General features: G+C 65.0%; 20 protein-coding genes. 6 read left to right on the top strand and 14 right to left on the bottom strand.

Features of this window, described 5'->3' with window-relative positions:
- Nucleotides 1-96 precede the first annotated feature (96 nt).
- From rimM to ffh, 4 genes are all read right to left on the bottom strand, one after another.
- Nucleotides 97-597, bottom strand: coding sequence for a ribosome maturation factor RimM (gene rimM / locus SPHN_RS05245; RefSeq protein WP_432715055.1), 501 nt, complete (start codon nt 595-597; stop codon nt 97-99).
- A complete protein-coding gene (locus SPHN_RS05250; protein WP_168371615.1) occupies nt 575-715 on the bottom strand; it encodes a hypothetical protein in 141 nt (46 codons plus the stop codon). Before SPHN_RS05250 ends, rimM begins: the two co-directional genes overlap by 23 nt.
- Before the next feature lie 223 nt (nt 716-938).
- Nucleotides 939-1,385 (bottom strand): 30S ribosomal protein S16, encoded by a 447-nt coding sequence (rpsP, locus tag SPHN_RS05255; protein WP_187504196.1) that lies wholly within the window; start codon nt 1,383-1,385, stop codon nt 939-941.
- Between the two features lie 115 nt (nt 1,386-1,500).
- The gene (gene ffh / locus SPHN_RS05260; protein ID WP_248521751.1) at nt 1,501-3,042 is read right to left on the bottom strand and encodes a signal recognition particle protein; all 1,542 of its coding nucleotides are present in this window, start codon (nt 3,040-3,042) and stop codon (nt 1,501-1,503) included.
- A gap of 311 nt (nt 3,043-3,353) precedes the next feature.
- Here ffh and SPHN_RS05265 point away from each other — a divergent pair, with 311 nt between their 5' ends.
- The 4 genes from SPHN_RS05265 to SPHN_RS05280 all read left to right on the top strand — a co-directional run bounded on the left by SPHN_RS05265 (nt 3,354) and on the right by SPHN_RS05280 (nt 8,266).
- Nucleotides 3,354-4,979: a putative bifunctional diguanylate cyclase/phosphodiesterase gene (locus SPHN_RS05265; RefSeq protein ID WP_248521753.1), complete on the top strand. Its 1,626-nt coding sequence runs from the start codon at nt 3,354-3,356 to the stop codon at nt 4,977-4,979.
- A 312-nt stretch (nt 4,980-5,291) separates the two neighbouring features.
- Nucleotides 5,292-6,539 (top strand): tRNA (N(6)-L-threonylcarbamoyladenosine(37)-C(2))-methylthiotransferase MtaB, encoded by a 1,248-nt coding sequence (gene mtaB, locus SPHN_RS05270; RefSeq protein ID WP_248521754.1) that lies wholly within the window; start codon nt 5,292-5,294, stop codon nt 6,537-6,539.
- On the top strand, nt 6,536-7,471 hold the full coding sequence (gene ftsY, locus SPHN_RS05275; protein ID WP_248521755.1) for a signal recognition particle-docking protein FtsY: 936 nt from the start codon (nt 6,536-6,538) through the stop codon (nt 7,469-7,471). The genes mtaB and ftsY overlap by 4 nt, the downstream gene beginning before the upstream one ends.
- 183 nt (nt 7,472-7,654) lie before the next feature.
- Nucleotides 7,655-8,266, top strand: coding sequence for a septation protein A (locus tag SPHN_RS05280; RefSeq protein ID WP_332797730.1), 612 nt, complete (start codon nt 7,655-7,657; stop codon nt 8,264-8,266).
- 145 nt (nt 8,267-8,411) lie between these two features.
- Here SPHN_RS05280 and SPHN_RS05285 read toward each other — a convergent pair whose 3' ends face one another.
- The 9 genes from SPHN_RS05285 to SPHN_RS05325 form a co-directional block, all read right to left on the bottom strand.
- Entirely contained in the window at nt 8,412-9,026 is a 615-nt protein-coding gene (locus tag SPHN_RS05285; protein ID WP_248521757.1) for a superoxide dismutase, read from the bottom strand.
- Nucleotides 9,027-9,160: 134 nt separating this feature from the next.
- Nucleotides 9,161-9,775, bottom strand: a complete 615-nt coding sequence (locus SPHN_RS05290) for a DUF1989 domain-containing protein (RefSeq protein WP_248521758.1) — start codon at nt 9,773-9,775, stop codon at nt 9,161-9,163.
- 5 nt (nt 9,776-9,780) lie between these two features.
- Nucleotides 9,781-10,488, bottom strand: coding sequence for a guanitoxin biosynthesis heme-dependent pre-guanitoxin N-hydroxylase GntA (gntA, locus tag SPHN_RS05295; protein WP_248521759.1), 708 nt, complete (start codon nt 10,486-10,488; stop codon nt 9,781-9,783).
- 142 nt (nt 10,489-10,630) lie between these two features.
- Nucleotides 10,631-10,978 (bottom strand): hypothetical protein, encoded by a 348-nt coding sequence (locus SPHN_RS05300; RefSeq protein WP_248521761.1) that lies wholly within the window; start codon nt 10,976-10,978, stop codon nt 10,631-10,633.
- Nucleotides 10,975-11,772, bottom strand: coding sequence for an SDR family NAD(P)-dependent oxidoreductase (locus tag SPHN_RS05305; protein ID WP_248521763.1), 798 nt, complete (start codon nt 11,770-11,772; stop codon nt 10,975-10,977). Before SPHN_RS05305 ends, SPHN_RS05300 begins: the two co-directional genes overlap by 4 nt.
- Before the next feature lie 15 nt (nt 11,773-11,787).
- Nucleotides 11,788-12,552 (bottom strand): SDR family oxidoreductase, encoded by a 765-nt coding sequence (locus tag SPHN_RS05310; RefSeq protein WP_248521765.1) that lies wholly within the window; start codon nt 12,550-12,552, stop codon nt 11,788-11,790.
- Nucleotides 12,553-12,691: 139 nt separating this feature from the next.
- A complete protein-coding gene (locus SPHN_RS05315) occupies nt 12,692-13,735 on the bottom strand; it encodes a phosphotransferase family protein (RefSeq protein ID WP_248522383.1) in 1,044 nt (347 codons plus the stop codon).
- Between the two features lie 20 nt (nt 13,736-13,755).
- Nucleotides 13,756-14,838, bottom strand: coding sequence for a Zn-dependent alcohol dehydrogenase (locus SPHN_RS05320; protein WP_248521767.1), 1,083 nt, complete (start codon nt 14,836-14,838; stop codon nt 13,756-13,758).
- 228 nt (nt 14,839-15,066) lie between these two features.
- Nucleotides 15,067-16,350 (bottom strand): acyl-CoA dehydrogenase family protein, encoded by a 1,284-nt coding sequence (locus SPHN_RS05325; RefSeq protein ID WP_056062247.1) that lies wholly within the window; start codon nt 16,348-16,350, stop codon nt 15,067-15,069.
- Between the two features lie 156 nt (nt 16,351-16,506).
- On the opposite strand from SPHN_RS05325, the gene SPHN_RS05330 reads away from it, so the two are divergent.
- Both SPHN_RS05330 and SPHN_RS05335 read left to right on the top strand, forming a co-directional pair.
- Nucleotides 16,507-17,751, top strand: coding sequence for a TetR/AcrR family transcriptional regulator (locus tag SPHN_RS05330; RefSeq protein WP_248521768.1), 1,245 nt, complete (start codon nt 16,507-16,509; stop codon nt 17,749-17,751).
- A 96-nt stretch (nt 17,752-17,847) separates the two neighbouring features.
- Nucleotides 17,848-18,222, top strand: coding sequence for a hypothetical protein (locus SPHN_RS05335; RefSeq protein WP_248521770.1), 375 nt, complete (start codon nt 17,848-17,850; stop codon nt 18,220-18,222).
- 162 nt (nt 18,223-18,384) lie between these two features.
- Here the strand turns inward: SPHN_RS05335 and SPHN_RS05340 are convergent, their stop codons facing one another.
- Nucleotides 18,385-19,689, bottom strand: coding sequence for a spinster family MFS transporter (locus SPHN_RS05340; protein WP_248521772.1), 1,305 nt, complete (start codon nt 19,687-19,689; stop codon nt 18,385-18,387).
- Between the last annotated feature and the right edge of the window lie 215 nt (nt 19,690-19,904).

The following is a 19,904-nucleotide window of genomic DNA, read 5'->3' on the forward strand; positions in this document are numbered from 1 at the left end:
AGACACTACAACGGAGGATTGTTTCTCCGCGAAGGCGGGGACCCAGACTGGGCTCCCGCCTTCGCGGGAGAGCAAGGAAGCGGTCGCTAAAGCCTGTTATTCGGCTGCGAAAGACGCTTCGACGACGAGACGGTCGGCATCCCACTCCGGTACCGCTTCGACCCGCATCGGCACCATGAAGCGCTTGCCGGGCTTGTCGTCCACGGGAAGGCGTTCGATCTCGATCACGTCGCCCGCACCGAAATTGTCGATCGCGACGACTCGGCCGATCGCTTCACCATCCGTCGACACGACATCGAGCCCGATCACGTCGGTGTGATAATATTCGCCGTCGTCGAGTGGCGGCAACGATGATCGCGGCACGGTCAGCTCGGTCCCGCGCATCGCCTCGGCGGCATTGCGATCGGCGACTTCGCCGAAGCGCGCGATCATGCCGTTATTGCCGCTGCGGGCGGACTTCAGCGACAGCGCGCCATTGTTGAAGCTCTTATAGCTTCCAAAATTCTCGGCGAAGACCTTCAGCCGCACTTCGCCACCGATACCGTGCGCACCGATGACGACGGCGAGCGTCACGTCATCCTTGCGCGGAGCCTTCATCGCGGCCGGGGGTGTCGTCGGAGCCTTCGGCGGGGTCGTCGGCGGAGACGCCTTGGTTGGTGGCATCTTCGATGTCCTCGGGTGCGGGGGCTGTGCGGGGGTCGGATTCGGGGGCCATCATGCGCTCCTTTTCGGGGGTACCGATGAAGAACGCACGAACGGCGGATCGGGTGCGGAGCGCACCTGTAGTCGGAGCGGGATTACCCGCGTCCTTCGTCACCCCGTACCTGTTCCGGGGTCCACCGTTCCGCGAACCCAATTCTCTCGAATGTGCGGATGCCGGAACGAGCCCGGCATGACGGAGAAGGGGCGGTCGACACGATACCGACCGCCCCCGGATCTTACGAAGCGCTCGTAGCGTCTTCGATTTCAGCAGCGGCGACCTGCTCGGTCTCTTCGTTGCTGCCGGTCGCAGGTGCAGCCTTTGCAGCCGCTTCGGCCTCGGCAGCTTCAGCCGCCTTGGTCGCACGCTCTTCGGCGCGCTCGGTGGCCTTCTCGCCGGGCTTGCCCTTGTTCGGGTTGTTGCGCGCCGAACGCTCGAGCACGCCGGCCTGGTCGAGGAAGCGCGCGACGCGGTCGGTCGGCTGCGCGCCGACGCTCAGCCAATGCTTCGCGCGGTCGGCGTCGAGCTGCACGCGCTGCTCGTTGTCCTTGGCGAGGAGCGGGTTGTAGTTGCCGATCTTTTCGATGAAGCGGCCGTCACGCGGGCTACGCGCGTCGGCAACGACGATCTTGTAGTAAGGACGCTTCTTGGAGCCACCGCGCGCGAGGCGAATATTGATTGCCATGTCGTAATTCCTTCTTGGATTTCGTCACCCCAGCGGAAGCTGGGGTCTTGTGGTTGGTGTCGCGCCCTATCCGCATGAGATCCCAGCTTTCGCTGGGATGACGGACATGGGCAGGTTATTTCTTCTTCAGAAAATCTTCGAAACCGGCAGGCATCTGCGGCATCTTGGGGCCACCAAGCCCTGGCAAACCGCCGCTACCGCCCGGAAGGCCACCAGCGCCAGCCTTGTTGAGCATGTCGCCCATCTGCGGCCCGCCGATCGCGTTGCCGATGCCGCCAAGGCCGCCGCCGAGGCTGCCCTTGCCGAGCATCGCCATCATGCCCTTCATGCCGCCCATCTTCTTGATCTTCTTCATGGCGGTCGACATTTCGAGGTGCATCTTGAGCAGCTTGTTGACCTCCTGAACGGTCGTCCCGGAGCCCTTGGCGATGCGGATCTTGCGCTTGGCGTTGATCAATTCGGGCTTGTTGCGCTCCTTGATCGTCATCGATCCGATCATCGCGTCCATGTGCACCAGCACCTTTTCGCCACCGACCGACGCGACCGCGCCCTGCGCCTTCTTCATGCCGGGGATCATCCCCGCCAGCGCGCCGAGCCCGCCCATCCGCTGCATCTGCGCCAGCTGGGCACGCAGGTCGTTCATGTCGAACTGACCCTTGGCCATCTTGGCGGCCATCCGCTCGGCGTCTTCCGCTTGGATAGACTCCGCGGCGCGCTCGACCAGGCTGACGACGTCGCCCATGCCCAGGATGCGGCCGGCGACGCGCTCGGGATGGAACGCCTCGAGCGCATCGAGCTTCTCGCCGGTGCCCGCGAACTTGATCGGCTTGCCAGTGACCGCGCGCATCGACAGCGCCGCGCCGCCGCGGGCATCGCCGTCCATGCGGGTCAGCACGATACCCGTCAGCGGCACCTGATCCGAGAAGTTCTGCGCGACGTTGACCGCGTCCTGACCGGTCAGCGAGTCGACGACGAGCAGGATCTCGGCGGGCTTCGCGACGTCGGCGACCGCCTTCATCTCGTCCATCAACGCCTGGTCGACATGGAGTCGACCCGCGGTGTCGAGCATCAGGACGTCATAGCCCTGCAACTTGGCCGCCTGCATCGCGCGGCGGGCGATATCGACCGGCTGCTGGCCCTGCACGATAGGCAGCGTCGCGACATCGATCTGCGTACCGAGCGTCGCCAGCTGCTCCTGCGCGTTCGGGCGGTTGACGTCGAGCGACGCCATCAGCACCTTTTTACGCTCGCGGCTGCCTTGCCCGAAATTGGCCTGTCCTGCCGCAAGCCGCTTGGCGATCTTGGCGGTAGTGGTCGTCTTGCCCGAGCCCTGGAGGCCGACCATCATGATCACGGCCGGCGGGGTGACGCCCAGCTCCAGCTCGGAAGCCTCGGAACCGAGCATCTCGACCAGCGCATCGCTGACGATCTTGACGACCTGCTGCCCCGGCGTGACCGAGCGGAGGACATTCTGGCCGATCGCCTTCTCGGTCGCCTTGTCGACGAACTCGCGCGCCACGGGCAACGCGACATCGGCTTCGAGCAACGCGACGCGCACCTCGCGCATCGCCGAACGCACGTCCGCTTCGGTCAGCGCACCCCGGCCGCGAAGGCGGTCGAAGACGCCGCCAAGTCGATCGCTCAGGCTTTCGAACATCGAAATACTCCCATACACCGCCACCAAACGCAAAAGCGCCGGCGGGCGAAACCTCGCCGGCCAGCGTGCATCCTTGGATGCTCGTCCTATGCGCTCCGTAACGGAACGTGATGGGCCACTTACTGGAATGCCGCCGGAGATGCAAGATCGGGGCGTGGGTTAGAATTATCGAGCGCTCACTTCCTTGTTCTCCCGCGACGTGATCAACCAATCGCAGCCACGCCACGCCCTGTCCCGCGCTAACGCCGCCTTAACATCTCCTACACCTCTCGCATGGCACACCGGCAACCAATCAAGGACCGGACACCCCAATGACCGCAAAGTCGGCGGCGACGCGTGCGCCCCGCAACATCAGTCGGGAATTCATGACCGGCGCCGTAACCGGCGCCGCGGTTCTGCTACTCGTCGGCACCGGCGGAGCGGTCCTGGGCAAAGCGATCGCGCACCTGCACGGCAGCACCGCGGTCATCGACCGGACGCTGATCGCGGCGATGCTTCTCAACATTGCGCTGATTCTGTTCGGCTGGTTCCGCTACCGTGCACTCGCCGAGGAACTGAGCGATCTCACCGACGCCGGCCACCGCGCGCAAGCCCTGGCGCAACGCGATCCGCTCACCGGCTTCCTCAATCGCCGCAGCCTGTCCGAGGACGGCGCAACACTGTTCGCCAGTGCCCGCCGCCGCGGCAAGGCGATGGCCATGCTGACGATCGACGTGGATCACTTCAAGGGCGTCAACGACCTGCACGGCTATGCGGTCGGCGACCTGCTGCTCGCCTATGTCGCGGAGACGATCGCGGCGATCGCGCCGGGCGCCAGCCTGCTCGCACGGCTCGGCGCGGACGAATTCGCCTGCACCTTCGTGTTCGACGCCGCGCACAAGAACGTCGCCGACCGGATCGCCGAGCGCATGGTGACCGGCCTCGCGCTCCCGTTCCGCGCCAACGGCGTCGACATCCATATGAGCGTGTCGATCGGTATCGCCCGCTCGGACGTCGACTGCGCCTCGGTCGACGCGCTGTTGCGAAACGCCGACATCGCGCTCCACGCCGCCAAGACCGCCGGACGCAGCCGCCATGCCTGGTTCGACCATTCGATGGAGCGCTCGCTGCAACTGCGCGGCGAGCTCGAATCCGGCCTGCGCAACGCCATCCCTGCGCAGGAAATCGTCCCCTATTTCGAGCAGCAGGTCGACCTGACCACCGGCCGCATCACCGGCTTCGAAGTGCTCGCACGCTGGGAACATCCGACACGGGGCACGATCGCGCCCGACGTCTTCATTCCCATCGCCGAGGAGATCGGGCTGATCGGCGATCTCTCGCTGTCGATCATGCGCCAGGCGTTTGCCGCCGCGCGGGACTGGGACGCGGGACTGAGCCTGTCGGTCAACGTCTCGCCGCTGCAACTGCGCGATGCGTGGCTGGCGCAGAAGATCATCAAGACGCTGGTCGAGACGGGCTTCCCCGCCAGCCGGCTCGAGATCGAGATCACCGAGAGCGCATTGTTCGACAACCTTCCGCTGGCGCAGTCGATCGTGGGCAGCCTGAAGAACCAGGGCATCCGCCTCGCGCTCGACGATTTCGGCACCGGCTATTCGAGCCTCGCGCATCTGAGGGCACTGCCATTCGACAGGATCAAGATCGACAAGAGCTTCGTCACCTCGATTCTGGATAATCCGGAGAGCATGGCGATCGTGAACACCATCGCGCGGCTCGGCGACAGCCTCAACCTACCGACCACCGCAGAGGGCATCGAGGACGCCGCAATCGAGGAACGCCTGCGCGCGATCGGGTGCGCGAAGGGCCAGGGGTATCTCTACGGGCGACCGCTCGGCGCGGCGCAGGTCCGGCGGTTGCTGGCAGAGAAGCGCCTGCTGGCGCAGCGGCCGGATCGCGATGTACCGCCGCCCCGGGGGACTGCACCGCGATTGGCGGGGTAAGGTTTTTTTCGCCCTCTCACACGCCACCACCCCGGCGGAGGCCGGGCCCCAGTTGGACAGGTCGCAGTAACGAAGGACCGTCCTTCACCACCATTGTCTCCCAATTGGGCCCCGGCCTCCGCCGGGGTGGTGTGCCGTGTATAAAGCTGCTCCCTAATTCTCGTTCTCCCGCGCAGGCGAGAGCCCAGGGCCAAGCAGTGGTCCGGTTGGTACCCTGGGCTCCTGCGTTCGCAGGAGAACGGAAAGTCCGACACCCTGGCGCCGCAACGCAAAGCGTGGACTTCGCCCCCCACCCCTCCTAAATCGCGCTCCATGCCATTTGCCCCGCTGCCGGAGGTCATCAGCCTCGGCTGCCGCCTCAACATCGCCGAAAGCGAGACCATTCGCGCGCTCGTCGCCGGGCGGGACATGGTCGTGGTCAACAGCTGCGCGGTAACCAACGCCGCCGTGAAAGCCACGCGCGTCGCGATCCGCCGTGCGAAACGCGACCGCCCCGAGGCCCAGATCGTCGTCACCGGGTGCGCCGCGCAGATCGACCCCGCCAGCTTCGCCGCCATGCCCGAGGTCGACCGCGTCGTCGGCAATGCGGACAAGCTGCAGTCTTCGGCATGGCAGACCCACGACGCGGTGGTCGTGTCCGACATCATGCAGGTCCGCGAGACCGCGCCGCATCTTGCCGCCAGCTTCTCCGCGCACGCCCGCGCCTTCGTCGAGGTGCAGAATGGTTGCGATCACCGCTGCACCTTTTGCGCGATCCCGTTCGGCCGCGGCCCCAGCCGCTCGGTCCCCGCCGGCGCGGTCGTCGATCGGATCTCGGGCCTTGTCGACGCCGGGCACCGCGAGATCGTCCTCACCGGCGTCGACCTCACCAGCTATGGCCCCGACCTTCCCGGTACGCCAACGCTAGGCCAGCTGGTCGAGCGCATCCTGCACCACGTGCCAAAGCTCGAACGCCTGCGCCTATCCTCGCTCGATGGCATCGAGATCGACGACCGCCTGTTCGCCCTGCTAACCGGCGAGCCGCGGATCATGCCGCACGTCCATCTCTCGCTCCAGGCCGGCGACGACATGGTCCTCAAGCGGATGAAGCGGCGGCATTCGCGTGCAGAAAGCGTCGCTCTGGTCGAGCGCCTCAAGACCGCGCGCCCCGATATCGCGATCGGCGCGGACCTGATCGCCGGCTTCCCGACCGAAGACGCGACGATGTTCGCCAACACGCTTGCGCTAATCGACGACTGCAACATCGTCCACCCGCACATCTTCCCCTATTCGCCCCGCGCCGGCACCCCCGCCGCACGGATGCCGCAGGTCGAGCCCGAAGTTCGCCGCCACCGCGCTGCGCTTCTCCGGGAGGCCGGCGAAAGATCGCGAACCACCTGGTTGCAAACCTTGGTCGGCACCCACCAGGACATGCTCGTCGAACGCCCCGGCGACCGCGGCCATATCGGCAATTTCGCAGAAGTCGTACTGGACGAACCCGCCTTACCCGGCGACATCGTCCGCATCACGATCACCGGCGTCACGAGCGACCGCCTCAGCGCAACACGAGAACCATCATGAGCACCACCCCAACCTGGCACGACAAGCTGATCGGCGGCTTCAAGCGCACCTCCGACCGGCTCGTCGGCAACCTCGCCGGCCTCGGCGGCGCGCGGCTCGACAACGCGACGCTCGACGACATCGAGGAAGCACTGATCGCGTCAGATCTCGGCCCCGAGACCGCCGGCCGGATCCGCCACCGCCTCGCCGAAGACACGTTCGAGCGCAACATGGAGGAACTCGGCATCCGCGTGATCGTCGCGGAAGAGGTCGAGAAGGTCCTCGCCACGGTCGCCAAGCCGATCGAGATCGACGCCTTCCCGCGCCCGCAGGTGATCCTCGTCATCGGCGTCAACGGATCGGGCAAGACCACGACGATCGCCAAGCTCGCGCATCTGCTGATGGAGCAGGATTACGGTGTGATGCTGGCCGCGGGCGACACGTTCCGCGCCGCCGCGATCGGCCAGCTCCGCACCTGGGCCGAGCGCGTCGGCGTGCCGATCGTGACCGGCCCCGAGGGCGGCGACGCGGCGGGCGTGGTTTGGGACGCGGTCAAGAAGGCGACCGAGACCGGCATCGACGTACTGATCGTCGACACCGCCGGCCGCCTCCAGAACAAGCGCGAGCTGATGGACGAACTGGCCAAGATCCGCCGCGTCCTCGGCCGGATCAACCCGGAGAGCCCGCACGATATCGTCTTGGTGCTCGACGCCACCACCGGCCAGAACGCGCTCCAGCAGATCGAGGTCTTCAAGGAGGTCGCGGGCGTCACCGGTCTCGTGATGACAAAGCTCGACGGCACCGCGCGCGGCGGCGTCCTGGTCGCGGCGGCGGAGAAATACGGCCTGCCGATCCATGCGATCGGCATCGGCGAGGGGATGACGGATCTGCGGCCGTTCGATGCCAACGAGGTCAGCCGGATCATCGCGGGCGTCGAAAGCGTTCGGAAGTAACGCGCGGAACTGTCCGTCGATACGCCGCCTCGACAAGCTCGACGGCTACTCGGGACGAACGGGTGGTTGGACTCACATGCCTACCCCCATCCCGTTCGTGCTGAGTAAGGATCGAGCTTGTCGAGAGCCTGTATCGAGGTACATGCCCGCACGCACACCTCTCCGCCAGGAACCAAAAACCCAGTGACCAAGCCCCCCCTATCCCCCGGCCTCCGCATGGCCATCGACTATGGCCCGCTGGCGATCTTCTTCGCGGTGAACTTCCTCACCCCTGGCCTGCCGATCGTTCGTGTCGTTGCCGCGACCACCGCGTTCATCATTGCCACCGTCGCCGCGATGATCGTGTCGAAGGTGAAGGCGGGCCATATCTCGCCGATGCTGTGGCTGTCGGGCGCGCTGATCGTCGTATTCGGCGGGCTGACGATCTATTTCCACGACCAGCGCTTTATCCAGATGAAGCCGACGATCATCTACGCGATGTTCGCCGCCATCCTGACCTTCGGGCTCGTCACCGGCCGCCCGCTGCTCCAGTCGCTGCTCGGCACCGCCTATCCCGGCCTGTCCGCCGATGGCTGGCGCAAGCTGACGCGCAACTGGGCAGTGTTCTTCGTTTTCATGGCGGTGCTGAACGAAGCGGTGTGGCGCAACACGACCTGGGATTTCTGGGTCGGCTTCAAGCTCTGGGGTGCGATCCCGCTGACGTTGCTGTTCGCATTCGCCAACATCCCGATGCTGTTGAAGCACGGATTGCAAACGGGCGACAAAGCCGTGACCGACCTGCCGCCCGAAGGGTAACTTAACTATCCGTCATCCCAACTTAAACACGTCATCCCAGCGAAAGCTGGGATCTCCCGGTTCTAGCTGAGACAACCGCCAACCGGGATACCCCAGCTTTCGCTGGGGTGACGGTGGTTATTGGGTAGGTTTGCTCGAGTTGAGCTCAGCCCGCGACCTTCGCGTAGCGCTCACCGACGACGTCCCAGTTCACGATATCCCACCAGGCCTTCAGATAGCCTGGACGATCGTTCTTGTACGTCAGGTAATAGGCGTGCTCCCACACGTCGTTGCCGAGCAAAGGCGCGCCCGGCTCCTTGGCGTCGTCCATCAGCGGGTTGTCCTGATTCGGCGTGCTCGTGACCTTCAGCTTGCCGCTGTCATCGGCGATCAGCCATGCCCAACCCGACCCGAACTGCCCCGCACCCTTGGTGTTGAACTCTTCCTTCAACTTGTCGAGGCTACCGAAATCGCGATCGATCGCCTCGGCCAGCTTGCCCGACGGGGCCTGGCCGGCCTTAGGTGCCATCGTCTTCCAGAAGAAATCATGGTTCCAGAAACCACCGCCATTGTTGCGGACCAACGGCGGCTGCGACGAGATCATGCCAAGGATATCCTCGATCGACTTGCCGGCGAGAGCCGAGTCCTTCTCGACGCCCTCGTTCAGCTTCGCGGTGTACGCGGCGTGATGCTTGTCATGATGAAACTTCATCGTCTCCTGGTCGATCACCGGCTCGAGCGCATCATAGGCGTACGGCAGCGGTGGGAGTTCGAAAGCCATGGGGATTCTCCTTTATGGGGTCGGACGCTCAACGCCCGCAGCCATCAAATGGTCCCCACAAAGTCGTTACGCAAGCAGTCACGATCGCTTGCTCGAGGCACCGGACACAGGCGCAACGGGCAAAGCCGCTAAGCCTAAGTCAGTCGCGGATTCGGACCGATGGCATAATGGATCGGCTTGAAGGTCCCGCCATTCGAGTCCGGCGCCGAACAGGCCGTGAGACCGATCACGAGATCCATCGCGGCGCGAAACACGATCTGATCGCCGGCCTTGCTGATCGGCGGCAAGACCTGCAGTTTCCCGGTTTCCGCATCGATCGGCACGTTCATGAAGCAGTTGAACGCGGTAGGAATTCGGTCAGGCAGAACGCCGTAGGGCGCCAAAGCCGCAGCGAGATTGCCAAAACAGCCGCGATGCGGGGGCAAGGTCGGATAGAAATGATGAAACGTGTCGTACGAACACGGCGTCAGCAGAAAGTCATGTCGCCCGACATCGTCGGCGACGATCTCCAGCATCGGCTGCGAGCGGTTCGAATACAGCACATGCCCGGTCGTCAGATAGATCGTCTCGGCATAATCGAGCGTCCTGCCCGAAGAAATGACCTCGTCCAGATCGTCTGCCGCGAACGCCAGCAAATCCGCGACCTGCTCCCCCCGCGGATCAATCACCGTCAAGATCTCGCCCCGCGCCAGCCGGAAGGCCGTGCCGCTCCGCTCGGGGATCTCGACCACCGCGAGCGCATCGGTCACGCCATTCACTGCGACGACCCCTGATAGGAAAACGGGCAGCGCCACACATCGTCGACCGAGCGCCCGCTATACTGACGCGCCTCGCTCATTTCGCCGTGGCGCGTGAGCATGGGATTCCGCGATCCTGCGATCGCCTCGTCCCGAATCATGATCTTTTCGCGCATCGTCTCGTAACGGCCTTGCGCGCGCAGGGTCGTGAACTGATCATGGAGATTGAACACCATCGACGGACGCGCGAACTGTCGCGCGGGGCGGCTGGCATTGGGATGCAGGCCAACCACGAAGAACGCCTCGCCGCCAAAGCTGAGCGAGAAATGCGGGCTGTCCGGATCGGCGCTCACTCGCTTGTCGTAATCCTGCCCGCGCCAGACATCCTTGTCGGATATCGACTGGATACGGTTCCACAAATGCCGCTCGAAGGTCGGCTCGTCGAACGTCACCGGCTCGTCGAACACAACCGCGAAACTGCGGAACAGCGCCGGGTCCGCGCGGTACGCCGCCGCAAAGGTCAACAACCCGTCATGGATACGAACGTCGTCCCACGCACTGTCGATCCGGTTGCACGACAGCACTTCCAAGGTCCCCTTGGCCACCGCGGCTTTCGCGCCGACGCACGGGAAACTGGCCTCGGCGATGTGATCGCGGAGCAGCGCGACGTGCGCGTCCTGATCCTTGTGACGCCAGGGGAATAAAGATGATTGCTGGATTTCCATAGGGCGAAGGACGCTTTTGAACGCCGCCCGTTCCTTCCATTGCCGTGGGTTAAGGCGATTACCCACCCGTTTCGACGCAGATCATCGCCGCATCCTATAGTAAATTTCGTGTCATCGTAGAGACTTGAACGAGGCAGCCGTCTTATAGACGGGACGCCTTTATTGTAGCGAACCATGCCGCATAGGGGGTCGTCCTGGCCATATGTCGGTTCAAATCGGGAGCCTCGTCCGTCCACCACACCGGACCTCTTTCGCCGAGATGCCGCTTGGCCACGTCAACCGCAGCGTGCGCCGCCTGTTCGGCGTCCGCATCGTCGTTTCGACGAGCCTGCGCCACCGCACGACGGGCGTTCATCAGATCATGCACGAATCGATCCCGATCCGCATCGGACAGATCGGGGTTCGCCTTGCGCCACAACCGACCGCGGACGACGATATAGCGACCGTCGGGCGTCGACAGCGGCGGGTCCTCGTCCGCGCTTCGGGTCATGCGGCGGTCTTGCCATACTCCTGTCGCGTCACCGGGTGGCTCGACGACAGGCCGCCATCGACCGCGATCGCCTGGCCGTTGACGTAGCTGGCGTCGTCGGAGGCGAGGAACAGCGCGACTTTCGCCAGTTCCTCGGGCTGCGCGCCGCGGTGGAGCGGGTTGAGGCGGCCGACGCGGTCCATCTTGTTCGCCTCGCGCGCATAGTCGAACACGGGTTTGGTCATGCCGGTCTCGGTCAGGCCTGGGCAGATCGCGTTGACGCGGACGTTCGAGCCGGTGAGCTGCTGCGCGGAGACGGCGGCGAGGTTGATGACGCCGGCCTTGGACGCGGAATAGGCGGGCGAGCCGGCGCCGGAGCGGATGCCGGCGACGCTGGCGGTGAGGACGATCGCGCCCTTGCCGCGCTCGGCGATGCGCGGGGCGGCGTGCTTGATCGCGAGGAACGGGCCGATCAGGTTGACGCGGAGTACTTCGGTGATGAGCGCGACGTCGGTATCGAACAGGTTCGCCATGCCGCCCGAAATGCCTGCGTTAGCAAACATGACGTCGAGCCCGCCGAAGCTGTCGCAGGCCAGCGCGATCGTGCGGATCACGTCTTCTTCAAGGCCAGCGTCAATGCGGATCGGTTTGGCAGTGCCACCTGCCTCGGCGATCAAGTGGGCGGTTTCATCCGCGCCCTCGGTCTTGTCGGCTACGATGACCTTGCCCCCTTCAGCCGCGAACAGGAGCGCGGCGGCGCGGCCTATGCCCGATCCTGCGCCGGTGACGATGATCGACTTGTTCTCGAAACGCATGGGGTTCCCTTCCGGTTAGATCGTGACGCCGCCGTCGATGACCATCGTCTGGCCGGTCATGAACGCGCTGGCCTGCGAGGCAAGGAAGACGACCGCGCCGGCGATCTCTTCGGGCTCGCCGATTCGGCGGAGCGGGACGCGCGTATTGGCCGCCTCGATCCGGTCGGGGTCTTCCCACAAGGCGCGCGCGAAGTCGGTCTTGATCAGGCCCGGCGCGATGCAGTTCACGCGGACGTTGGACGGGCCGAACTCGACCGCGAGGTTACGCGCGAGCTGCATGTCGGCGGCCTTGCTGATGCAATAGGCGCCGATCACCGGCGAGCCGCGCAGGCCGCCGATCGACGAGATGATGATTATGCTGCCGCTGCGGCGCTCCAGCATCTCGGGCGCGACCATCTGGATCAGCCAGTGGTTGGAGACGATGTTGTTGTCGAGGATTTTGCGGAACTGGTCGTCGGCGATGCCGGCTTGGGGGCCGTAATAGGGGTTCGAGGCGGCGTTGCAGACGAGGGTGTCGATGCGGCCGAAGTGGGCTCGCGTTTGGTCAACGAGGTGCTGGAGGGCTGCCTTGTCGGAAATGCTCGCGGCGATCGCGATCGCGGTACCGTCGCCGTGCTCGGCGTTGAGCTCCGCGGCGACGGTGTCGCAGGCGTCCTGCTTGCGACTGGAGATCACGACTTTCGCACCGTGACCGGCGAGTTCGCGCGCGGATGCGAGGCCGATCCCGCGCGACGATCCGGTGACGATGGCGACCATCCCGGTCAGATCGAACTGCGACATCTTCTGCTCCCGTAGCGACTTATCCCAACCAATTCCGTCACCCCAGCGAAAGCTGGGGTATCCCGGTTGGCTGGTGCTCCGATCCAAACCGGGAGATCCCAGCGTTCGCTGGGATGACGGGAGGATTGGGGGGCATGAACTAAGCCCCCGCCTTCACTGCGAAGCCCCAGGCCGCGTCCGCCAGCCCGTGGATCTTCGCCACCGTCTTCTCCGCCTGCGCGCTCGAGGCGGTGCCGTCGACGATGCGCTTCTTGATGCCCTGGACGATGCCGGTCAGCCGGAAGAGGTTGTAGGCGAAATACCAGTTGAGATCGGGGACGCCGTCCCGGCCGGTCGCGGCGCAATAGCGTTCGACGACCTGCTCGATCGTCGGGATGCCCGTCTCCGGCCCGGTCATGCCTAGCACACCTGAGCGTCCCTCGGGTTCGGTCACCCAGCTCATAAGCAGATACGAGAAGTCGGCGAGCGGATCGCCGAGAGTCGACAACTCCCAGTCGAGAACAGCAGTGACTTTCGGCTCTGACGGCGCGAAGATCATGTTGTCGATGCGGTAGTCGCCGTGGACGATCGAGGTACGCGTCTGCTCGGGGAGCGTGCGCGGGAGCCATTCGATGAGGCGTTCGACCGACTCCATGTGCTCGGTCTCTGCGGCGCGGTATTGCTTGGTCCAGCGACCGACCTGGCGCTCGAAATAATTGCCGGGCTTGCCGTAGTCGCCGAGCCCCGCCGCCGCGTAATCGGTGTTGTGGAGCGCGGCGAGCGTGTCGACCATCGCCTCGTAATGAGCAGTCCGCTCGGGCGGGGTCGCGCCGGGCATCGCGCCGTCCCAGATCGTCCGGCCCTCGACCATCTCCATGACGTAGAAGGCCGAGCCGATCACAGCCGCATCTTCGCAAAGGCCGTAGGGCCGCGGGACCGGGAAGCCGGTCGGATGCAGCCCCGCGATCACGCGGTATTCGCGGTCGACGGCGTGTGCGCTGGGCAGGATCGGCCCAAACGGTTTCCGACGCAGGACATAGGCGCGCTCCGGCGTGTCGAGGCGGTAGGTCGGGTTCGACTGGCCGCCGGCGAACTTCGCGTAGGTGAGCGGGCCGGCATAGCCCGGCACGTTGGCGGTCATCCAAGCCCCAAGCGCGTCGAGGTCGAGCTTGTCGCGCTCGCCGACTTCGATCGTGCCGACCATGCTGGTGGCAGCGTCGCTCGTCACGAGAAGGTGATCACGCTGCGGGTGGTGTCACCGCGACGAAGCTCGTCGAACGCGTCGTTGATCCGCTCCAGCGGCATCCGGTCGGCGATGATCGTGTCGAGGTCGAGCAGTCCGCGCATATAGAAATCGACCAGCCGCGGGATGTCGACGGGGAAGCGGTTCGAACCCATGAAGCCGCCCTGAAGGCGCTTGCCCGACAGCAGGTCCATCGCCGACAGGCCGACCTTCTCGCCGAGCGGCATCATCCCGAGGATCGTCGCGGTGCCGCCCCGGCGCAGGACCTTCACCGCGGTGGCCGCCGACTGCGTACGCCCGACCGCCTCGATCGCGTGATGAACGCCGCCCATGGTGATTTCGACGACCTGCTCGGCGGCAGTGTCGGACAGCGCATCGATACTGTGCGTCGCGCCAAGTTTCTCCGCCATCGCGCGCTTCTCGGGGACGGGATCGAGCGCGATGATCTTCCCCGCGCCTGCGATCTTCGCTGCGTTCACCGCCGCCAGCCCGATGCCACCGCAGCCGACCACGCACACCGTCTCGCCCGGCGTCACGTCGGTGGTGTTGAACACCGCCCCCGCCCCCGTCGTGATCGCGCAGCCGAGCAACGCCGCGCGGTCCATCGGCATGTCGCGGTCGATCGCGACGCAGGCGTGTTCATGGACCAGCATCATCTCGGCATAGGCGCTGAGGTTCAGCATCTGCGCGATCGGCCGGTCACCGAGCATGAGACGTGGTGCGGCGCCTTTGGGACGACGCACGCTGGCATCGATGCACAGCGACATCCGCCCGGTAACGCAGAATTCGCACTGGCCGCAGAATGCGGAGAGACAGGTGACGACATGGTCGCCGACCTTCACGCCGCGCACTTCGTCGCCGATCGCCTCGACCACGCCGCAGGCCTCATGGCCGGGGATGGTCGGCATCGCGTGCGGATAGGCGCCGTCGACGAAATGCAGGTCGGAGCGGCATACGCCGACCGCCATCGTGCGGATCAGCACCTCATGCGCGGTCGGCTTCGAGACGGTCACGTCCTCGATGCTGAGCGGGGTATTGGCTTCGAAAAGGACTGCGGCTTTCATGTCTGCCTTTCGTTGATTTCTGTAGTCGTCATTTTAGCCCCAATCGCTTTCACGCCGCCGGTCGCGCCGCCGCCCGTCTGCCAATAATCCCGTCACCCCAGCGAAAGCTGGGGTATCCCAGTTGGCGGGCGCTGCGACCTGAATGGGGAGATCCCAGCTTTCGCTGGGATGACGGGCGGGGGGCGTCCTTCGACTTCGCTCAGGACGAACGGGGGGATGGGGGTGGGTTTACCGGCTCACCCCGACATCCCCGCTCGACACGCCACCTTTGCGGAAGTCGCCGTATTTCCCGAACTCGTTGCGTGCGATCGAGCGGTTGTGGACCTCGTCCGGGCCATCCGCGAACCGGAGAGTCCGCATCGCCGCCCAGTCATGCGCCAAGCGGAAGTCACCCGAGACGCCGCCGCCGCCATGCGCCTGGATCGCATCGTCGAGAATGCGCAACGCCATGTTGGGCGCGGCGACCTTGATCATCGAGATCTCGATCTGCGCAGACTTGTTGCCCGCCTTATCCATCATGTCCGCCGCCTTGAGGCAGAGCAGACGAGTCATCTCGATGTCGATGCGCGCGGTCGCGATCCGCTCCTCCCACACCGAGAAGTCGGCGATCCGCTTGCCGAACGCCACCCGGTCTAGCAGCCGCCGCGCCATCGCCTCGATCGCGGTCTCGGCAACACCGATGGTGCGCATGCAATGATGGATACGCCCCGGCCCAAGCCGCCCCTGCGCGATCTCGAACCCGCGCCCCTCGCCGAGCAGCACGTTCTCGACCGGCACGCGGACGTTCTCCAGCACCACTTCGCCATGCCCATGCGGCGCGTGATCATAGCCATAGACCGACAGCATACGCTTGATCGTCACGCCAGGCGTGTCCATCGGCACGAGGATCTGGCTCTGCTGCTGGTGCCGCGATCCCTCGAACGACGTCTTGCCCATCACGATCGCGATCTTGCAGCGCGGATCGCCGACCCCGCTCGACCACCATTTGGTGCCGTTGATGACGTAGTGATCGCCATCGCGGACCATCGACGTCTCGATGTTGGTCGCATCCGACGACGCCACCGCGGGCTCGGTCATCAGGAACGCCGAACGGATCTCGCCGCGCATCAGCGGGCCGAGCCACCGGTCCTTCTGCTCGCGCGTGCCATAGCGGTGAAACACCTCCATGTTGCCGGTATCGGGCGCCGAGCAGTTGAAACACTCGCTCGCCCAGCTGACCTTGCCCATCTCCTCCGCGCATAACGCATATTCGAGATTGGTGAGCTGCGTGCCTTCGAATTCGAACGAATCGTCGACGTGCGTCTGGCCCGAATGCGGCGGCATGAAGAAATTCCAGAGCCCCGCGGCCTTGGCCTTCTCCTTCATCTCCTCGATCACCGGAATCACCTTCCAGCGCTCGCCCTCATGCGCCTGCTGGTCGTAATCGGCCTGTCGCGGGCGGATATTCTGGTCGATGAAATCCCGGACCCGATCCCGGAAATACGTCTCTCGTTCGCTCAGCGTAAAATCCATGCGGGCTCTCCGTTCGTCATCGCTTTGGAGGCGGGTTAGACCATACCGCGTATTCGGTAAAGCGTGCGGAGGGCCTCGGAAAGCATGTTTTCAAGTCCGCCCTGAAAGCGCCTAAAAAGCACTGTATCTTCAAATCGAAGCTGTTAGGGTGTTTCGATGAAGGTTCCGGCAGAGGCCAGCGACGAGAGCGAACAGGGGACCAAGCGCTTCCGTGCGAAGCGTGACGCGATCCTCGCCGCGGCGGCAGAAGCGATCAACGAACAGAGTGCCAAGGGCATGACGTTCGCGGACGTGGCGCGGCGCGTCGGGCTCAATACGACGAGCGTTACCTATTATTTCAAGCGCAAGGAAGACCTTGCCGCCGCTGCGTTTGAGAACACGCTCGAATCGCTGATCGCGATGCTCGACGTGGCGATGGAAGAGGCTACGCCGGAGGAGCGCGTGCGGCGCTATCTCGCGCTCAACATGGACCGGCTCGCCCGCATCCAGCGCGGCGAGGAGAAGGCGTTCGCGGTCCTCTCCGATCTGCGTGCGACCGAGGAGCCGATGCGCGGCCGGCTGATGGCGGGCTGGCGCGAGGTGTTCCGTCGGACGCGGCTGTTGTGGGGACCGACCTCATCGCGCGCGCAGACCGACCTCAACGGCGCGCGCGCGCACGTGCTGCTCGAGAACACGTTCTGGCTGCCGATCTGGTTGACGCGGTACGAGCCCGATCAATACGGCCGCGTCGAGGAGCGGCTGATGGATGTGTTCGCGCACGGCATCGCGGGCAAGGATGCGCGCTGGTCCCCTACCCTGCTCGACCTCAGCCATGACGAGGCGGAGCCTGGCCGCGAGGCGTTCCTGCTCGCCGCGACGCGCCTGATCAACGAGCTCGGCTATCGCGGCGCGTCGGTGCAGAAGATCGCGTCCGAACTGAACGTCACCAAGGGTAGTTTCTATCATCATCTCGATGCGAAGGACGACCTCGTCATCGCGTGCTACCGCCGCAGCTTCGACACGATCGCCGATGCGCAGAGCCGCGGTGAAGCCGAGGGCGGGAGCTACTGGCACAAGCTGTCGAGCACCGTCGCAACCTTACTCGACGTGCAGTTCGCCGAGCGCGGGCCGTTGCTGCGTACCACGGCGCTGAGCGGCCTGCCGGTCGGCGTGCGCAACGCGATGGTCGATCGATCGAACGGCATCGCGCGGCGCTATGCGGGCATGATGATGGACGGGATCGGCGAAGGGTCGATCCGCGCGGTCGATGCACTGATCGCGGCGCAGGCGCTGATGGCGCTCCAGAACGCGGCGTTCGACATGCGCAAATGGGCCTCGACGATGCCGCGCGAGCGGGCGATCGCGATGTATGCCTCGACGCTGATGTACGGCCTGTTCGACGATCGGCTGGCGAAGGCCTGACCGTTCTGCCCGGACTGGCCGACGTTCGCAGCCGGAACGGTTTGGTTACGCCGCGTTAACCGCTGAAAGGTGATTTCTGGCCTCCACGGAGGCCGTATGCACACCATAACGACCGATCTTGCGACGGGTATCATCGAGGTCGACGCGTCAGGCTTCTGGACGATCGCGCATGTCGAGGAATTCCTGCGCGACCTGGAGCGCGAGGGACGGCGCGTGCTGGCGACCGGCAAGCGTCATATGCTGCTCTGCAATTTTTCGAAGTCCGCGATCCAGCCGCAGGAGGTGGTTGCGATGCTGCAACGCGTCGCCGTGTCGATGCCGCTAAAGTCGCGCAAGGTCGCACTGTATACCGACGGCAAGCTCGCGCGGTTGCAGGTCAAGCGGATCGCGTCGGTGCGCGACGACATGGCGGTGTTCGACGACCGGGCGACGGCGCTGGCGTGGATGCTGGAAGACGGGCCCAACGGATAGCTCGAGTAAGCAGTAACCCCTCAATCATCCTGCGGCCGCACAGGGAGCGCCCCCCCCCGCCCACGCCGTCATCCTGACGAAAGTCAGGACCCAGAGTTACAGACGCCGTCCCCTACGATCCTGGGTCCTGACTTTCGTCAGGATGACGGACGGAGCGGGCGCCTATCTGGCCAAATCTTCGTCCCGCTTCAGCAGAACCCCCGCGCGCCAGTAATGGAACAGCGCCCACGGCGTCATCAGCACGATGATCACCAGTGCATAGCGCAGCGAATCCTCGCCGAATCCCGGCTTCAGCAGATCGCTCAGCCACCCCACCAGCGTCGGCCCCAGCCCTAGCCCGACCAGGTTGATCACCAGCAGCGTGATCGCCGCCCACATCGCGCGGATCTGCAACGGCGCGAGATGCTGGATCAGCGCGAAGCTCGGCCCAAGATACGAATTGGCGAAGATCAGCGAGACGAAATAGCTGCCGATCGCGATCGCCGGCGCATCGATCAGGTAGAAGGCCAGCGCGAACGGCAGCGACAGCCCCTTCATCCCCAGCACGACCCAAGCCTGGACATGCAGGCCGTGGCGCTTCGCCAGCACGTCTGCGATCTTGCCGCCCGCAAGCGCCGAGACCGCACCGAACAACGCCCCCGGCAACGCGACATAACGCGAGATATCGAGCATCGACACGCCCAGCGAGCGCTGCATATAGCTCGGCCCCCAGCCGGTAAGCGCGTAGCCGATCATCGACGTGAGCGTGACACCGACGACCAGATGCCGCGCCGGGGCACTCGCCCACATCGACGCGAAGCCTTGCGCGACGCTCGGCATCGGCTTCACCTCGGTCGCGCGGGCGGCATCGGACAGGCCGCGGCGCGGCTCGACCATGAACAGGCGGACGAGGACCGCGAGCGCGATCCCCGGTAGGCCGACCGTCATCATCGCGATCCGCCAGCCGTAAGAGTGCGCGACGACTCCGCCGATCAGCGTGCCGAAGCCTGCGCCGAGTACCACGCCGAGCGAATATACCGCCATCGCGCTCGCGCGCTTCTCGGGCGGATACAGGTCGGCGATGATCGAATGGCTGGGCGGGCTCGACCCCGCCTCGCCGATGCCGACGCCGATCCGGAACAGCATCAGCTGCGTGAAATTCTGCGCGAGCCCGCACAGCGCGGTCATCGCGCTCCAGATCGTCAGGCTGGCGGCGATGATGTTGCGGCGGCTGGTCCGATCCGCGAGTCGCGCGACCGGGATTCCCAGCGTCGCATAGAAGATCGCGAACACGAGCCCCGACAGCAGCCCGAGCTGCGTATCGGTCAGCAACAGGTCCGCCTTGATCCGCTCCAGCAGGATCGCGAGGATCTGGCGATCCATGTAACTGAAGAAATAGGTGAAGGTAAGCAGCGCGAGCGTCAGGCCCCGTCGCTTCATCGCCAAGGCATCGGCGATCTCGGGATGGGACTGATACGCGACGGCCATCGGCAATACCTCGAAGTCGAAACAGACCTTACGCTAGGGCATGGGGAGCGTACCAGACAAGCTAAAGCTGCAATCCCCGCACATCTGCGACGAGCCGAGTGCATGACGATGCCGGGCGGAATTGTCGCGACGAAGTAAGGTCTTGCGAGTTTCGGGATATAATCGGTGGTTCGCGAGAAGGACGGCGGAAGATGCGTCCTCATTCGGGTCGCTCT

The sequence above is a fragment of the Sphingomonas faeni genome, from assembly GCF_023195535.1.
Classification (GTDB): Bacteria; Pseudomonadota; Alphaproteobacteria; order Sphingomonadales; family Sphingomonadaceae; genus Sphingomonas; species Sphingomonas faeni_B.

Coding starts and splice junctions, on each gene's coding strand:
- SPHN_RS05305 (WP_248521763.1), bottom strand. CDS start 11,772: ATGCGTTTCGAGAACAAGTCGATCATCGTCACCGGCGCAGGATCGGGC.
- SPHN_RS05325 (WP_056062247.1), bottom strand. CDS start 16,350: ATGGATTTTACGCTGAGCGAACGAGAGACGTATTTCCGGGATCGGGTC.
- SPHN_RS05250 (WP_168371615.1), bottom strand. CDS start 715: ATGGCCCCCGAATCCGACCCCCGCACAGCCCCCGCACCCGAGGACATC.
- SPHN_RS05315 (WP_248522383.1), bottom strand. CDS start 13,735: ATGGTCGGCACGATCGAAGTCGGCGAGCGCGACAAGCTCGACCTCGAC.
- ftsY (WP_248521755.1), top strand. CDS start 6,536: ATGAGCACCACCCCAACCTGGCACGACAAGCTGATCGGCGGCTTCAAG.
- gntA (WP_248521759.1), bottom strand. CDS start 10,488: ATGGAAATCCAGCAATCATCTTTATTCCCCTGGCGTCACAAGGATCAG.
- SPHN_RS05330 (WP_248521768.1), top strand. CDS start 16,507: ATGAAGGTTCCGGCAGAGGCCAGCGACGAGAGCGAACAGGGGACCAAG.
- SPHN_RS05320 (WP_248521767.1), bottom strand. CDS start 14,838: ATGAAAGCCGCAGTCCTTTTCGAAGCCAATACCCCGCTCAGCATCGAG.
- SPHN_RS05340 (WP_248521772.1), bottom strand. CDS start 19,689: ATGGCCGTCGCGTATCAGTCCCATCCCGAGATCGCCGATGCCTTGGCG.
- SPHN_RS05285 (WP_248521757.1), bottom strand. CDS start 9,026: ATGGCTTTCGAACTCCCACCGCTGCCGTACGCCTATGATGCGCTCGAG.
- rpsP (WP_187504196.1), bottom strand. CDS start 1,385: ATGGCAATCAATATTCGCCTCGCGCGCGGTGGCTCCAAGAAGCGTCCT.
- rimM (WP_432715055.1), bottom strand. CDS start 597: ATGAAGGCTCCGCGCAAGGATGACGTGACGCTCGCCGTCGTCATCGGT.
- SPHN_RS05335 (WP_248521770.1), top strand. CDS start 17,848: ATGCACACCATAACGACCGATCTTGCGACGGGTATCATCGAGGTCGAC.
- mtaB (WP_248521754.1), top strand. CDS start 5,292: ATGCCATTTGCCCCGCTGCCGGAGGTCATCAGCCTCGGCTGCCGCCTC.
- SPHN_RS05310 (WP_248521765.1), bottom strand. CDS start 12,552: ATGTCGCAGTTCGATCTGACCGGGATGGTCGCCATCGTCACCGGATCG.
- SPHN_RS05265 (WP_248521753.1), top strand. CDS start 3,354: ATGACCGCAAAGTCGGCGGCGACGCGTGCGCCCCGCAACATCAGTCGG.
- SPHN_RS05300 (WP_248521761.1), bottom strand. CDS start 10,978: ATGACCCGAAGCGCGGACGAGGACCCGCCGCTGTCGACGCCCGACGGT.
- ffh (WP_248521751.1), bottom strand. CDS start 3,042: ATGTTCGAAAGCCTGAGCGATCGACTTGGCGGCGTCTTCGACCGCCTT.